The sequence below is a fragment of the Staphylococcus equorum genome (assembly GCF_029024965.1).
Taxonomy (GTDB): domain Bacteria; phylum Bacillota; class Bacilli; order Staphylococcales; family Staphylococcaceae; genus Staphylococcus; species Staphylococcus equorum.
The window spans coordinates 2,191,325-2,206,906 of the sequence record NZ_CP118982.1; the positions used below are offsets into that span (position 1 = coordinate 2,191,325).

Consider the following 15,582-nt stretch of genomic DNA (forward strand, 5'->3'; position numbering starts at 1 on the left):
ACACATGAATGCAAACGCTAACATATGAAAATTGATAATGATTTCTTTTGAAATTATTATCAAAAATATTTAAATAAAAAAGCTTGAGACATATAATTATGCCCAAGCTCCTTTTTCATTTAATTTATACTGATTTGGTTTTATACATTAAATATAAGAAATAAGGTGCACCAATGATTGCGACCACAATCCCAGCTGGGATACCTGAAGGTTGTAATATCACTTGTCCTAACGTATCTGCTAACACAAGTAAAAATGCACCTATTAATATTGAAATAGGTAGAAAGAGTTGGTGTCTTGGACCAACAATCGATTTAGCAATATGTGGTCCTAATAAGCCAATAAAGCCAATTGAACCAGCTACCGAAACAGCAGTAGAAGATAATATAACTGCAACAAGCAATAATACGATGCGTTCTCTGCCAATTTTTACACCTACACCTTGAGCTATATGTTGATGTGTATTTAATAAATTTAAAACATTAGACTTAAATAATAAAAATGGAATCAATATGAGAACCCATGGTATAAATGCAATGACAAATGCCCATTCATCTCCCCATATATTACCGGCAAGCCAAGATGCAATAAACTCTGACTGAGCTTCATCAAATGTGGACATTAAAGTCATTGAACCACCACTTAACGCAGTAGCCATACCTACCCCAACAAGTACCATACTTGCAGGTGTAATTCCTTCGCCTTTATTATAACTAAATGAGAAGATGATAAATGCTGTTAAGATGCCACCAATCATGCTTACGATTGGTAGTACGTAGACAAAATTTCCAGCATCTACATTTCCTATAACCATAAATAGCGCTATGGCGAAACCACTACCTGCATTAATTCCTAATATACCTGGCTCAGCTAATGGGTTCTTGGTAACACTTTGGATAATCGCACCACTCATAGCTAATGCTGCACCAGCTAAAATCGTAATAATCATCCGTGGCATTCTAAATTCCATTAATATCAATGTATCGGTATATGCGCCTTGACCAACTAAAGTCTTGAAAAATGTACCTATCGACATTTTATACTCACCTGAAGTCATACTCCACGCACAAGCTAGCAGTACAAGTATGATCAGAATCACCATTGTTAACCATTGTTTATGTCTCAGTTTTGGATCTATCATGAGAAGCGACCTCCTCTTTTAACTAAATACAAGAAGTAAGGTACACCTATAAAGGAAATAATAGCTCCAACTGGTGCTTCACCTAACATACGTGCAACCGTATCAGCCACAAGCATCAACAAGCCACCAACCAATGCTGTGAGTGGAATAACACGGGCGTAGTCTGTACCGACTATATATCTCACAATATGTGGCACCATCAAGCCAACAAATGCAATTTGGCCTACCATAGCAACAGCTACACCAGCCATCACCATAGATAAAATTAAAGTGATAGCACGTGTAAACGCCACATTCTGTCCCAAGCCTCTAGCCAATGTTTCACCTAAATTTAAAATCGTTAACTGTTTACTCATACTAACCATAATGATAAGCGCCACCAAAATAAAAGGTGCTGCCCACATCAACTGATTCCATGTTGTTCCAGATACGCCGCCAGCACTCCAAAACGTCAAACTTTGGTTCAATCTAAATAATAGCGCTACGCCTTGACTTAAGGCTGTTAGTAACGCACTAACTGCTGCTCCGGCTAATATAATTCTCATCGGGTTAAAGCCATCGCTTCTTGATCTTCCTATCATTAAAACGAAAAAGCCACCTATGAGTGCACCAATAAAGCCTGCTAACATCAATATGATGAATGGTGCAGATGGATAAAATGCGAAGGTAAGCGCCAACATAAATGAGGCACCAGCATTTAGACCAATTAAACTTGGATCTGCTAAACCATTTTTAGTAACACCCTGAATTACAGCGCCTGAAGTTGCTAAGGCAACCCCTACTAAGATTGCTCCGAGATCTCTTGGAATACGTATTTCACTTATAATATTATGCTGTTGGTTTTTAGGATTATAATTGAAGATTGCCTCGAATATAGTAGATATATGGATTTTTGCATCTCCATATAGAATCGACACAATTAAAGCAACTACTAGTAATATAAACACTATTATAAATGTAGTTGTAAAATTCAACTTACCCTTTTTCTTTGTGGTCATCATTAGCCTCTAAACTTCCGAATAACTTTTTCTACATAAATCGTACGTCACTAGCATAGGTTTCCCTGTTCTTGGGTCCGTGCTAATTTCAACATCTATATTGAATACTTTTTCTAAAATTTCTTTAGTTAATACGTCTTCAGTCTCACCATTAGCAATAATATCTCCATTTTTCATAGTGATTAAATGATCTGAAAATCTCACCGCTTGGTTAATATCATGTAACACCATAACAATAGTACAACCTTGTTCTTTATTTAATTGTGTAATTAACTCTAAAATTTCTAATTGATGTGAAATATCTAAAAACGTCGTGGGTTCGTCTAAAAAGATTATATCTGTACGTTGTGCCAATGCCATAGCTATCCATACTCTTTGACGCTGTCCTCCACTTAAATCATTAATAGGACGTAGTCTGAATTCATATGTGCCTGTAACTGATAACGCCCAATCGATTTCTTTTTTATCTTCTGCTGAAAGACGTCCAAATCCTTTTTGATGAGGGAAACGTCCATAGGATACTAACTCTCCCACTGTAAGACCATCCGCAACTTCAGGAGATTGTGGTAAAATCGCAATTTTTTTGGCAATATCTTTGGTTGCTTGTGCGTGTAAGTTCCCACCATCTAACTTAATTTCGCCACTTTTAATAGGTAATAATCTCGATAATGCTTTCAATAATGTCGATTTCCCACAACCATTCGGCCCTATAATTGATGTGATTTTACCGTCAGGTATATGGACATCTAAGTTTTCAACAATTACATTTTCCCCATAACCGATAGTAACTTGTTCTCCTTCTAAGCGACTCATAAATTCCCTTCTTCCTATATAAATAAGCATAATGTACTATATATGTTTTTACATTTAATTTGTCTCAATTCATCGTAAATATCATTAATTCAATTTAACAAATGATAATCATTATCACAGATGGTATTATATCATTTTTTATATATTATGACTATTAAATCTCATCCTTTTTAACGCTCTTTTTGATTAATTTAATATACATTAAAAAGAGACAATATCCCTTTTATAATCTTATATAATGTTAAATTACGGTAAAAATAACTAGTTGTTTCACCATTAGTATAATAACTTCAATATCCACCAGACAGCTATCTAGATAATCTAACAAAACCCATAAATCACAGGTTTAAGCTGTGACCGCAAAAGGCGTACTAAAAAAATTGCCATGAGGTCAGGAGACTTCATGGCAGTAAAAAAATCTTTATTTATATTTCAAGCACTTATATTTTAAAATAAGTTAATGTTCATCAATCAAGAAACCATTACCATAAACATCACGCACATCATGAATAACTAAAAAGGCTTCCTCATCTATATTTCTTATCAAACGCTTCGCCTTGGTAACTTGTGTTTTAGTAATTACAACATAAAGTATATCTTTATCTTGTTTAGTGAAATAACCTCTACCATTTAAAATAGTCAGTCCACGCCCAACTTGTTCATCAATGACTTTTGCTATTTCGTCAGGATTGCTTGAAATAATTGTCATTGCTTTCTTCGTATTTAGACCTTCTATTACATATTCCATTACTTTCGTACCAATATATAATGAAATAACTGTTACTAGCGCGCTAGAAATTGGAATTACTGTTAGTGAAATTGCTACTACAATTAAATCAAAGAATAGCAATGCATATGGTGTACTTATATCCAAATATTTATTAGCAATTCTTGCTAAAATCGTTGTTCCAGCTGTTGTACCACCAGCAAGTACAATAACACCGATACCCAAACCAACGCATAGACCACCAAATACCGCATTAACTAATATATTTCCAGTTTCAATTTGCCAACTTGCTGTTAATTCTAAAAATATCGATATTAATATTGTAGCCACAATCGTTAAATACATACTTCTTTTACTTAAAAATTTATAACCAATTGCAATAAGCACAGCATTAAATACAAAATTGGTAATACCAGGAGAAATATGAAAGGCATAGTATAGTACGATTGCTAAACCAGTCACTCCTCCTTCACCTAAATCAGCAGATATAATAAATGTATTTACCCCTGCCGAGAATGCAAATGATCCAAATAGGACTAATATTAAATCACGTACTGTTTTATTCACCTACACGACCCCCTTGTATTTGCTTCAATCAATTGAATGTTAGCAAAAAATGACCAATACCACAACATCCACCAGCATAAAAACACATGAAAATTATATTCAAAAAGCAATTATAAAGCGAATTATAAAATTAAGTTTTTTCAATTTTTAAAAATTCTGAATTTTCGGTTTACTTTAGCGCATTCCTTTGCTATAATAAAATCTATCTTCTTATTGATAGCCAATAAGAAGCCATCTCCTTTGTGTTGTTTATAGTAACAAACAAAACAATTTTTGCTCGAGTATATTAATGGTACCTAGTCCTTACTATTAGTATATAATTAATTCATTTCCCGTAAAAGCCAAGTAATGATGAATGTGTCTCCTCACTTCATTTACTTGGCTTTATTTTTATGTGAAATGTTAAACTATGAAGTATTTTCAAAAACGTAAATACTACCCACAAAGTTTTATTGACTATAATTTTAGAAAATTGATAAACCACTTGTTGTAAAAGCGTGCATAGAAAAATGCCAACAAAGTCTCCGACTTTGTTGGCATTCTGAAACTATATTTTATCTACAACTTCTTACCAAGCAAACAATCCTACAAACCCTGCAGTCATTAATGACACTAAAATACCTGCAAGTAATAACATTGGTACGTATTGAGATACGAAGTCTGATGTTTTTTTATCAACAATACCTTTTAAAGTACCTATGATCATACCGATTGTTGAGAAGTTCGCGAATGATATCAAGAATGTCGTAATAACAGCTCGTCTATGAGGAGAATAAGAATCTATTACATCTTTAATTTGCCCCATTACTACAAACTCATTCGTTACAATTTTCTTCGCCATTTGTTGTGCTACAATCCATGCTTCATCCCACGGTAAACCAAGCAGTAATGCGAATGGATACATGAATGCACCTAATATTTGATCTAAGCCAAAGCTTCCTTTAAGACCTGCCCAACCACCTATAATACCTGTTAGCAAGTTGATAAAGCGATCAATCAAATCAGAAAGTGCTACAAAACTGATAACGAATGCAACAATAATTAAAATTAATTTACCTGCATTTAAAACTGAATCTCCTAAGAATGAGAAGAATGGTTGACGCTCTATTTCATCATTGCGAATACTGTAAATAATATCTTCTTTTTCCTCTACAGATACAGGATTTAAAATCGAAGACACAATAATCGCATTAATGATATTTAATGGTATTGCCGTCAATACTAAATCTCCCGGCACCATAGACACATATGCACCTACTATAGCACCAGATACCGAACTCATCGACATCATTGCGACTGTTAGTACACGCGTTTCTTTCATTCGTTTCAATTGTTCATTTGATACTGCAAGTGCTTCAGTATTACCTAAAAACATCATTTCTATCCCAAAGAATGATTCGAATTTAGGTTGGCGCGTAATTTTAGCTAATACCCAGCCAATTGCACCAATTAATTTTGGTAATATATTGAAATACATCAAAATATCAAATAATGGAACAACTAATAATATAGGAAATAACGCACTTACTGCCATATCCATCGCGCCGGGTTCTACCCAACTCGCAAAAGCGAAGCCAGTCCCTGCATGGGCAGAATCAATTACCCAAGAAATTCCATTTGCTAAACCTTGTACAGCTGTTTTTCCCCAAGTAAAAGACATAAAGAACCAAGCTAAGAATAAATTTAAAACGACTAATATCCCAATCGATTTCCATTGGATATTTTTTTTGTTTCTAGAAAATAGTACAGCAAGCCCTAAGAAAACAAATAATCCAATTATGTTAATCACTAAAAACATAATACACCCACCATTCCTTTTTAAATCGATGATAACAATGAACTTCTAAAAGTAACTTGTTGCTATGTATCGGAATAACTAAAGCAAACACATTAAATGATTGTCAAAGCAGATAATGGCACATTTATAACAATCCTTAATGTGTTTACTTTTATATTACTTATCCCTGTTTAGTTAATTCAGTTATTTATATATTTAGTTATATACTTTTCAAGTCATCGTTTCTTAATAATGCACAATAATTATAGCATGTATGGACTTTATATAAAATAACAATTTTATAGTTCGATTATCACAGTGAGAAACATAATTTCAAACGGGAAATGTCCGCATTTTCTTATGAAAGCGAATACATCAATGTGGTTTTCAAACGTGTTTTTCGCTTTTTACTATTTTGATAAATTTTGCGTGCGTACAAATTGTTGATATTTTTCGTGATTTTCCATTAATTCTTGATGGCTTCCTTTACCTGTAACCTCTCCACCATCAATAAAGATAATTTGTTCTGCTTTTTTAATAGTAGAAAGTCTATGTGCAATAACAACTGTCGTACGATTTTCCATTAGTTCTTCTAATGCATCCTGAATTTTACGTTCACTTTCACTATCTAAATTGGCAGTAGCTTCATCTAGTAATAAAATATCTGGATTTTTAACAAAGCTTCGTGCAATATCTATACGTTGACGCTGTCCACCAGATAATTTCAAACCACGTTCGCCCACTATCGTATCGTAGCCATCATCAAATTGTTCGATAAACTCATGACAATTGGCTAACTGTGCATAATGGATTAGCTCATCCTCTGTCACTTCACGGTTGATACCGTACAAAATATTATCTTTAATCGTACCGTTCATTAATGCGTTAGATTGCATAACGTAACCAATTTTCTCACGCCAATCTCCTAGTGAGATATCGTAAATAGATTTACCACCATATGTAATGTGACCCTCTTCAATTTCATACATACGTTCTATAATATTAAAGATTGTACTTTTACCTGACCCCGATGGCCCAACGAATGCTGTTACTTTGCTTGGTGGTATATCAAAAGAGACATTTGAAAGTATCGGTTTAACGCCATATTTAAAATCAACATTTGCAAATGTTAGGCTACCATCAATGATTTCGCTTCCTTGATTTGACTCCAGTGGTTCGGTAGGTTCTTCCATAATTTCATAAATACGGCTACTAGCACCTACTGCTCTTTTATAATCCGTCACTAAAGTAGATAAATTAACGAGTGGCGCAGAAAGTTGAATAACATAGAAAATCATTGCAATTAATGTTCCAGCCGTAATCGCACCAGTAGAAATTCTAATCGCACCAAAACCTAAAATAATAGCTATCGTAAGTAACATGATCATTCCAGTTATAGGTTGTATGATAGCTGTAATTTTTGCTTGTTTTAAACCTAAAAAATAAATTTCTTTCAAATTTTTATGCGCATTATCCAATTCAAGCTTTTCAGTACTTGATATTTTAACTAAGCGCATTTCTGTTAATACGCGGCCAAGCAAACCACTAAAGTTAGCAATTTCTGATTGCGTTTTTTTAGATATATTTTGCATAATCTTACCTAAAGGTATCATGATAAGAATAAATAATGGGATTGTGATAAAAGTTAATAATGTCATTTTCCAATCCATTATAAAAAGCATAATTAACGAACCTATAATTGTTAATAATGAAGGTAATAAATTGGGCAATTTACGCGAGATAAATTCATTTATTACTTTTGTATCATCTGTTAAACGACTCATTAATTGACCGCTTTCGTTTTGATCAAAGAATGGCATTTTCAAATGAATAATATGTCGCCATAGGACTGAGCGAATGGCATAAATAATCTGTTCACCAATCTTACTTAATAAATATAAGCCTAAACCACTCAGTAACGCATTTATGATAAATATAGCTATAAATGCGGCAATGAACATCCAGTTAATATCTTCAAAAGAAAATTCATCAACAAGTTTACCAGTGAAAAAAGGTACGGCTAGTCCTGTGATACTACCTAATGAAGAAATTGTTACAGCAATCACAATCAGCCCCACTGGCCAAGATAATTTTTTAAATAAGTAGAACAATGGATTCTCTTGCTTCATGTTTATTACCTCTTCTAAAATTATTTTGAAATTCAGTTACTATTTAATGAAAATGAGCAGTTCACCATAATAGTAATACAGATGTTACGCATACAACTCCACACAACAAGGTTTCATACAATCATTTATCTATAGCACAACAAGGCTAAAAACCATTGTTATAACATTTTATTATTAACCTAAATGTGCTAAGATATTTCTATTGCACTAAAACTGAATATATTAAGAGGGAATGTAATTATGAGAAAGTTAATTCTGACAATCATAACTGTACTCTTCGTTGGTACAATTATAACACCTTTTGCCGATGCAGAAACAGTAACACCTACTCAAGCGGCAAACCAATATGGTCAAAGTGTTTCCGAAGACTACCAACCAGAAGGTGCAGTTAATGTTGCACAAACAGGTCAAATTCTTTATCAGTATCAGATGGATAAAGATTGGTACCCTGCTTCAATGACCAAGCTGATGACAATGCACCTCACACTTGATGCAGTCAATAAAGGAAAGTTATCTTTAGATGATACTGTAAAAATTACAGAAGATCATTATCGAATGTCCACTTTACCAAAAATTAGCAACACGAAACTATATCCAGGTGAGACATACACTATCAAAGAATTACTTCAAATAACAGTCTCAAACTCTAGTAATGCTGCTGCACTTATTTTAGCAAAAGAAGTTTCTGGTAATGTTTCAGATTTTACAGACGCAATGAATGAAAAAGCAAAATCTCTAGGCATGAAAAACACTCATTTCGTTAACCCAACAGGCGCAGAAAACACTCTGTTAAAGGATTTTACGCCAGAGAAATATAAAGATCAACAGAGTTCTACATCAACAGCGAAAGATTTTGCTATTTTATCACAACGTGCAGTTCAAGACACACCAAAAATCCTACACTTTACAAAACAACTTGCACCTACACAACACGGCGTTACTTATTACACCTTCAATCATTCACTTGAAGGTGCTGATATGAGTTTAGAAGGTACTGACGGTTTGAAAACTGGTTCAAGCGACATCGCAGATTACAACCACACCATTACAACCGAACGTGATGGTTTTAGAATTAATCAAGCTATCATGGGAGCCGGCGATTATAAGTCGCTCGGTGGAGAGAAAGAACGTAATAAGATTGGGAACGCCTTAATGAATATGTCTTTTGATCAATATAAACGTGAAAAGATATTATCTAAAGGTGAACAAGAAATTAATGGCGATACGTATTATGTAGAAAAAGACCTTTATGATGTGTTACCAAAAGAGTTTGATAAAAATGATTACAAACTCGTGGTGGAAGATGGCAAAATACATGTTGATTATGATCGAGAATTTATTTCTGATAAATATGGTCCACCAACAGTAAGTGTGAAAAAACCACTCGTTCATAAAACAACTACAGTTGTCCAATCATCATGGGATGACCATCCAATACTAACATTGCTGGGTACGGTCTTAATCATTACTGCACTTGCAATTATTGTTTATCTCATTTTAGATAAATTCAGAAAAAAATCAAAACGTAAATAATTAGTCTTGCTCGTTGAATAGCACTGCTCCTATTCAATACATTTAACTTAAAACCACTTTCATTAAATTCGATTTAAAATGAATTTATATGGAAGTGGTTTTTTTCAATATAAAAACCCAAGTCATCTCAATTTTGTGTAAACACAAAAACGAGATGACTTGGGTTAGTTAACTTTAATATTCAGTTTTAAAAAGTGATGCCTTCGACAAAAAATCTATATCAAACTCACTTTATTTTTCTGCGTCACCATAAAGCTCTTTTTTAATTTTAGTTGTTGAGATACCTTCTGTACGATTTAAGTAAATGACTTCACATTTCTCTTTCAAGAAATCAAATTCACCTTCCCAATCGTGGCCCATAACGAATGTATCTATTTCATAACGGTCAACATCGATTTCTTTTTGACCCCAACCGCCTTCAGGAATGACTAAATCAACGTAACGAATTGATTCTAACATCATTTTACGTTGTTCGTAATTGTAATATGATTTTTTATTTTTTACACGATTAAACTCATCCGTTGATAATGCTACAACTAAGTAATCGCCCATTTCTCTCGCTCTTCTCAATAATTCTATATGTCCGTAATGTAATAAATCATACGTACCATAAGTAATCACACGTTTCATAAGTATATCTCCCTTTACAGAATATTAATTTAAAATTTACATTTTTAAAAATTATAGCATATTGCTCAAAAGTTTACGAATTCTGTCATTTTTTAGCGTTTTAAATAATATTTTAATTTCATCTTTCCTCTTGATTTTGCACGCTTTGGCAGCACTTCTACTTTAAAACGATAATAATTAGGTCTACCGATTCCAACACTTAATAGTGTTTCTCTCCATTGTTGATAAAGTGCTTTATTCCATTTTTTACTCCCTTGCTCAACTACTTTAATTATTCTAAACATAGCCTTACCAGAGTAATCTGTTTTTTGCATTGCGTTGATATATGTTGTTACACTATCTAATAATTTTTTAGTAATCACATTATTCTTTTCGATATACGCTTGTAGTAAATAACTTACTATTAATTCATCCATTCGATAGCTATAATACGTTCTTTCATCTTTAGATGACAACAAGTCCATTACACGTGTTCTTACTTTTAAAGCATCTAACATGTAAGATTCAAACTGTTCTGCACGTTGATTTGTAACAGATCCTTCTATTTCATTGTATCCATATACAATATTAGGTAATAATTGAATTTTTTTCGCCTTTTTATATGCTGTTATAATAAAAAAATGTTCTTCACAAAAAACAACGTCTTCATCAAATCTTAAATCAGCAAACTGTGCACTAAACATTTTCCCACCTGGACCAATTGACTGCATGATATCAGGACATTGCGCTAACTCTACCTTCTCTAGCTTTTGAATTTCTTGATGCGTATATATTGGTTGCCACTCACCATGTTTACCTTTAGCTATTTGACCTAAAACGATATCCACATCTTCCGCTTTTTGATAAAAATCTGCCATAAAATCAATTCTACTCGTTAAAAATTCATCATCAGCATCTAAAAACATAAATACGTCACCAGTCATATGCGCAAGTCCTTTATTTCTACTTGCAGCTGCACCTTTGTTCTCCTGGTTAATTAGCGTAATATTTGGGTACTCTTTTTGTAATTGCTCTAGAACTGTTCTACTCTCATCGGTAGAGCCATCATTGATACAGATAATTTCATAATTTTGTTTCGTATCTACCGATGCAATCGCTCTACGAATTGTACTTGCTGCATTATATACAGGAATTATTATTGATATTTTCATAGTTTCACCATTTCCTCTATATAGCGAATGACTTGCGTTAAACTATCTTTAGCATTGTACTCATGCCAAGTTTCAAATAGTGGAGACCATACTATACTATTTTCTTGTAGTTTACGCACTAACTCATCTTCACTATAAGCTTTATATTGGGCGGGTATGTCATAATAAAATGAATTCAAACCGCGTTCCTTTTCATATTGCTTCTCATCGTATACATAAAATAATGTAGGTTTATCTAAAATACTTGCTTCAATTGCCAATGAACTATAATCACTTATAATCACATCTGCCATAATCATCAGAGATTGCAAGTTAATCGTTGTTTGATTATCGTTTGCTATAGAGGGATGTAATTTACTCAATAAAGTATAGTTCGGCAGTGCAGTTTCAAAATTCACTTTATCAATATTACGGTTAGATTGCTTATGTTCTCTATATGTCGGCACATATACTGCTACTTTTCCTTCTATACCATATTGTTTCTTAAGCTCTTGCTGTCTTTTTTCAACATTTAATAATGTATAAGGTACTAATCTTGGCAGGCCTGTTTTTAAAAACTGTTCGTCGGCGGCTTCAAATGCATCTTTAAAACAAGTGACCATAGGTTCTCCACCAACTAAATATTTATCTGTTGCTCGGTAAACCTTTTGATACTGATGGACCATTGGTTTATTCGATAAGTCCACTTGGTGATCTTGGAGCCCAAAGTTTTTAAGTGCACCAGCAGCGTGCCACGTTTGAATCACTGTCTGATTCGTCTTTTTCTTGAAACCACCAAACATTAAATAATACGTATCAATTATTATCACCTTGGCAGTGCTTAATGCTTTAATATGTTGAAATACTTTTTTATTACCTGCAGGTAGAAATGTCACATTTTCAAATTGTTGTATATATTTTCTATTTTCTTCGTTACCTATTACTGTAATTTTATATAATTTTCTATTTAACGCTTCTACAATGGGCAATACATCTTCTGCAAATGTCATCATGACCACGATATGATTATTCTTCAGCTTTTTTTTATTATAAATTAAATTTAATAAGCTAATGATAAACATATAAAGCTTTTTGATTATCTGTCTCACAAATTCCACCGCCAATTTAAATTTCGACTCTTATTGTTTACATTATATCTGTCTTGCACTAAAAATTATAGAAAAATCCTTTAACAACTATTTCAGTCATTAAAGGATTCATGTTAGCTCAAATAATATGAGTTAGTATTTTAAATTCAGATTTACATAAAGTCTGCAAATTGATCTCTGTAACGCATATGCATAATAGAACCTATTACGAATAAGAAGATAATAATAAACATATTGTAAAGCGTTAGTTCCCAATGCGTGATAAAGTACCATTCTTTATGTAGCACTGCAGAACGATATGCTTCTGCAAGATAATATATAGGATTTAATTTCATTACATCTTTCACAATACCTTCTGGTGGCACAATCAAAATAGAAGATGCAAAGAACACCATTCTCATTAATGCTTGAATCGCTTGTTGTGTATCTTTCACGAGTACACCAAGCGTTGAAGTAAATAATGCAATTGCTGTTGTAAGAATTAGTGCGAATGGCACATATAAAAACAGCTGCAACGTATAAATCGTAGGATAGTAACCTGCTAACATACAAAGTAAAATAACTACAACAAGTAACGCAAGATGTCCATAGAATCTACTCATTACAATATACGATGGGATAATCGATAGTGGGAAATTCATTTTTGCCACTTGATTATACTTAGTCGCTATTGATTTTGTACCTTCTAATATACCTTGGTTAACAAAGAACCACATGCTAATACCTACGAGCAACCAATAAATAAATGGTACACCATCTACTGGGCCGTTATCTCTAATTCCTAAACCAAACACGAACCAATAAACCATAATTTGCATTGCTGGATTAATCAATTCCCAGGCCGTGCCTAAATAGTTGTTTGTATTAGTGATTTTCATTTGGAACTGAGCCAATCTCTGAATAAGATAGAAATTTTTAAAATGCTCTCTAAAAACTACCCACACTGCATTCATTTTAATAAACCACACTTTCAATCGATTTACCTTATCACATTCCATTTGCGATGTTACACTTAAATTTAATATACGCTTTATTATCTATCTTAACAACTTTCATTTACTATCGTAAATCAGAATAGCTAAAAAGTGCTATAAATGATATATTTTTGTATACTAAGTGATGAAACAACGTTAATGAAAAATGAGATATAAGCTATCGTAACTTTATATTTTTCATTAATTTATCTTTATAGTTGATTTTATAACGTAAGTTCAGTAAAATTTAACAACTGTATAAAACTTCACTTCGTTAAATTGTACTCACTTACTTTACAATAGGTTTATAAATTTAACAACTAATATAATATATAATACAATAAGAGTAACTGTAAATAAGGAAGGTAAAATTATGAATGTATCGGTTGACATTAAAAATGTGACTAAAGAATATCGAATTTATCGTAATAACAAAGAACGCTTAAAGGATGTCCTTCTTCCTTTTCACGAGAATAAGACTTTTTATGCCCTAAATGACTTGTCCTTAAAAGCATACGAAGGTGATGTCATAGGTCTTGTTGGTATCAACGGTTCCGGAAAATCTACACTGAGTAATATGATTGGTGGATCATTGTCACCAACGAGTGGCGGTATCAACCGTGAAGGCGATGTAAGTGTAATCGCTATTAGTGCAGGATTAAATGGCCAACTTTCAGGTGTTGAAAACATCGAATTCAAAATGTTATGCATGGGCTTTACTAGGAAAGAAATCAAAGATTTAACCCCTGAAATCATTGAATTCAGTGAACTTGGAGAATTTATTTATCAACCCGTCAAAAAATATTCTAGCGGGATGCGTGCAAAATTAGGCTTTTCTATAAATATCACTACTAACCCAGATATTCTAGTCATCGATGAAGCTTTATCGGTTGGTGATCAAACGTTCGCCCAAAAATGTTTAGATAAAATATTTGAATATAAAAAACAAGGAAAAACTATCTTCTTCGTAAGCCATAATATGAAACAAGTCCGTGATTTTTGCACTAAGATTGCTTGGATTGAAGCAGGTAAACTTAAAAAGTTCGGTGAATTAGACGACGTATTACCTGAATATGAAAAATTCTTGAATGATTTTAAAAAACGTTCTAAAGCAGATCAAAAGAAATTTAGAAGTGATCTAGATAATTCTAGATTTGTAGTTAAATAACAGTAGGCTCACAACTAGTTTTATGAAAAATATAAAAGCGTAAATTGCAGAGAATTCAAACTGCAATTTACGCTTTTATTACTTTTTACGGGTTTCTTTAATTACTTTAAAAACAAATCGAGGTATTGATTTCATTCTTCCTAAGCGTTTCCAGTCTATAATCAGACGGTAAACCCACTCTAAATTCAAGCGTCTAAATAATGCGGGCGCTCTTTTCTTCGTGCCACTAAACACTTCTATTGAGCCACCTACGCCCATCAATACTGTTTGAGTAAATTTATTCATGTGTCGTTCAATCCAGTGTTCCTGTCTAGGATATCCCATCCCCACAAAAACATAATCAGGATTAAATGAGGTGATTTGTCTTAAGACCATTTCATCTGTTAAATCGAAAAAGCCATGATGAAAGTCAAAGTGAATGTTTGGATATTTTTGTGCTAAATTTTGTTGTGCTTTGATAACAACTTCATTATTAGAACCTAGTAAAAAGACTTTTTGATAATTCGCATTAGCGATTTTTAAACATTCTTCCATTAGTTCAATGCCAGGCACACGTTCTTTCAAGGGCGTTCTAAGTAACTTAGACGCTTTTACAACGCCTGTACCGTCTGGAATAACATAATTCGCGCTATTAATTAAATTACGATATTTAATATTATCCGTAGCGTAATCCACTATTTCTGGGTTTGCAGTAACAATAAATAAATTTTCTGGACTATTGGATAAGAAAAAATGTTTAACATTCTCTCGCATGTCCCTTAAAGTAACATTATCAAAATATACCGATAAGACATTTACTTTATTTAATTTGTTGCTCTCCGTCATTGTTGGTGATCTCCTAACTCAAAATACATCAAATGTAATTTAACATTTAGTTATTATTGCA

The 15,582-nt window shown here is 33.0% G+C and carries 13 protein-coding genes; 2 read left to right on the forward strand and 11 right to left on the reverse strand.

Features of this window, described 5'->3' with window-relative positions:
* Positions 1–124 precede the first annotated feature (124 nt).
* The 6 genes from PYW44_RS10645 to PYW44_RS10670 all read right to left on the reverse strand — a co-directional run bounded on the left by PYW44_RS10645 (position 125) and on the right by PYW44_RS10670 (position 8,152).
* Positions 125–1,141, reverse strand: coding sequence for a FecCD family ABC transporter permease (locus PYW44_RS10645; RefSeq protein ID WP_002508381.1), 1,017 nt, complete (start codon positions 1,139–1,141; stop codon positions 125–127).
* A complete protein-coding gene (locus tag PYW44_RS10650; RefSeq protein ID WP_002508382.1) occupies positions 1,138–2,139 on the reverse strand; it encodes a FecCD family ABC transporter permease in 1,002 nt (333 codons plus the stop codon). Before PYW44_RS10650 ends, PYW44_RS10645 begins: the two co-directional genes overlap by 4 nt.
* A gap of 9 nt (positions 2,140–2,148) precedes the next feature.
* Positions 2,149–2,952 (reverse strand): ABC transporter ATP-binding protein, encoded by an 804-nt coding sequence (locus PYW44_RS10655; protein ID WP_002508383.1) that lies wholly within the window; start codon positions 2,950–2,952, stop codon positions 2,149–2,151.
* Between the two features lie 457 nt (positions 2,953–3,409).
* Positions 3,410–4,246, reverse strand: a complete 837-nt coding sequence (locus tag PYW44_RS10660) for a YitT family protein (RefSeq protein WP_021339384.1) — start codon at positions 4,244–4,246, stop codon at positions 3,410–3,412.
* Between the two features lie 568 nt (positions 4,247–4,814).
* The gene (locus PYW44_RS10665; RefSeq protein WP_021339383.1) at positions 4,815–6,044 is read right to left on the reverse strand and encodes a NupC/NupG family nucleoside CNT transporter; all 1,230 of its coding nucleotides are present in this window, start codon (positions 6,042–6,044) and stop codon (positions 4,815–4,817) included.
* 389 nt (positions 6,045–6,433) lie between these two features.
* Positions 6,434–8,152, reverse strand: a complete 1,719-nt coding sequence (locus PYW44_RS10670; protein ID WP_064783124.1) for an ABC transporter ATP-binding protein — start codon at positions 8,150–8,152, stop codon at positions 6,434–6,436.
* 240 nt (positions 8,153–8,392) lie between these two features.
* On the opposite strand from PYW44_RS10670, the gene pbp4 reads away from it, so the two are divergent.
* The gene (pbp4, locus tag PYW44_RS10675; RefSeq protein WP_021339381.1) at positions 8,393–9,685 is read left to right on the forward strand and encodes a penicillin-binding protein PBP4; all 1,293 of its coding nucleotides are present in this window, start codon (positions 8,393–8,395) and stop codon (positions 9,683–9,685) included.
* Between the two features lie 231 nt (positions 9,686–9,916).
* Here the strand turns inward: pbp4 and tagD are convergent, their stop codons facing one another.
* The 4 genes from tagD to PYW44_RS10695 all read right to left on the reverse strand — a co-directional run bounded on the left by tagD (position 9,917) and on the right by PYW44_RS10695 (position 13,507).
* Complete coding sequence (tagD, locus tag PYW44_RS10680) at positions 9,917–10,315, reverse strand: glycerol-3-phosphate cytidylyltransferase (protein ID WP_021339380.1); 399 nt, start codon at positions 10,313–10,315, stop codon at positions 9,917–9,919.
* A gap of 92 nt (positions 10,316–10,407) precedes the next feature.
* Positions 10,408–11,466: a glycosyltransferase family 2 protein gene (locus PYW44_RS10685; RefSeq protein WP_021339379.1), complete on the reverse strand. Its 1,059-nt coding sequence runs from the start codon at positions 11,464–11,466 to the stop codon at positions 10,408–10,410.
* Positions 11,463–12,554, reverse strand: coding sequence for a teichoic acid glycerol-phosphate primase TarB (gene tarB / locus PYW44_RS10690; protein ID WP_031266024.1), 1,092 nt, complete (start codon positions 12,552–12,554; stop codon positions 11,463–11,465). The genes PYW44_RS10685 and tarB overlap by 4 nt, the downstream gene beginning before the upstream one ends.
* A 152-nt stretch (positions 12,555–12,706) precedes the next feature.
* Entirely contained in the window at positions 12,707–13,507 is an 801-nt protein-coding gene (locus PYW44_RS10695; RefSeq protein ID WP_002508391.1) for an ABC transporter permease, read from the reverse strand.
* Positions 13,508–13,901: 394 nt separating this feature from the next.
* Between PYW44_RS10695 and tagH the strand changes: the two genes are divergently transcribed.
* Positions 13,902–14,696 (forward strand): teichoic acids export ABC transporter ATP-binding subunit TagH, encoded by a 795-nt coding sequence (tagH, locus tag PYW44_RS10700; RefSeq protein WP_002508392.1) that lies wholly within the window; start codon positions 13,902–13,904, stop codon positions 14,694–14,696.
* Between the two features lie 78 nt (positions 14,697–14,774).
* Here tagH and tarA read toward each other — a convergent pair whose 3' ends face one another.
* Positions 14,775–15,521 (reverse strand): N-acetylglucosaminyldiphosphoundecaprenol N-acetyl-beta-D-mannosaminyltransferase TarA, encoded by a 747-nt coding sequence (gene tarA, locus PYW44_RS10705; protein WP_021339617.1) that lies wholly within the window; start codon positions 15,519–15,521, stop codon positions 14,775–14,777.
* Positions 15,522–15,582: the final 61 nt, after the last annotated feature.

Coding starts and splice junctions, on each gene's coding strand:
- tagH (WP_002508392.1), top strand. CDS start 13,902: ATGAATGTATCGGTTGACATTAAAAATGTGACTAAAGAATATCGAATT.
- PYW44_RS10645 (WP_002508381.1), bottom strand. CDS start 1,141: ATGATAGATCCAAAACTGAGACATAAACAATGGTTAACAATGGTGATT.
- PYW44_RS10670 (WP_064783124.1), bottom strand. CDS start 8,152: ATGAAGCAAGAGAATCCATTGTTCTACTTATTTAAAAAATTATCTTGG.
- PYW44_RS10665 (WP_021339383.1), bottom strand. CDS start 6,044: ATGTTTTTAGTGATTAACATAATTGGATTATTTGTTTTCTTAGGGCTT.
- tarA (WP_021339617.1), bottom strand. CDS start 15,521: ATGACGGAGAGCAACAAATTAAATAAAGTAAATGTCTTATCGGTATAT.
- PYW44_RS10650 (WP_002508382.1), bottom strand. CDS start 2,139: ATGACCACAAAGAAAAAGGGTAAGTTGAATTTTACAACTACATTTATA.
- tagD (WP_021339380.1), bottom strand. CDS start 10,315: ATGAAACGTGTGATTACTTATGGTACGTATGATTTATTACATTACGGA.
- PYW44_RS10685 (WP_021339379.1), bottom strand. CDS start 11,466: ATGAAAATATCAATAATAATTCCTGTATATAATGCAGCAAGTACAATT.
- pbp4 (WP_021339381.1), top strand. CDS start 8,393: ATGAGAAAGTTAATTCTGACAATCATAACTGTACTCTTCGTTGGTACA.
- PYW44_RS10695 (WP_002508391.1), bottom strand. CDS start 13,507: ATGAATGCAGTGTGGGTAGTTTTTAGAGAGCATTTTAAAAATTTCTAT.
- PYW44_RS10655 (WP_002508383.1), bottom strand. CDS start 2,952: ATGAGTCGCTTAGAAGGAGAACAAGTTACTATCGGTTATGGGGAAAAT.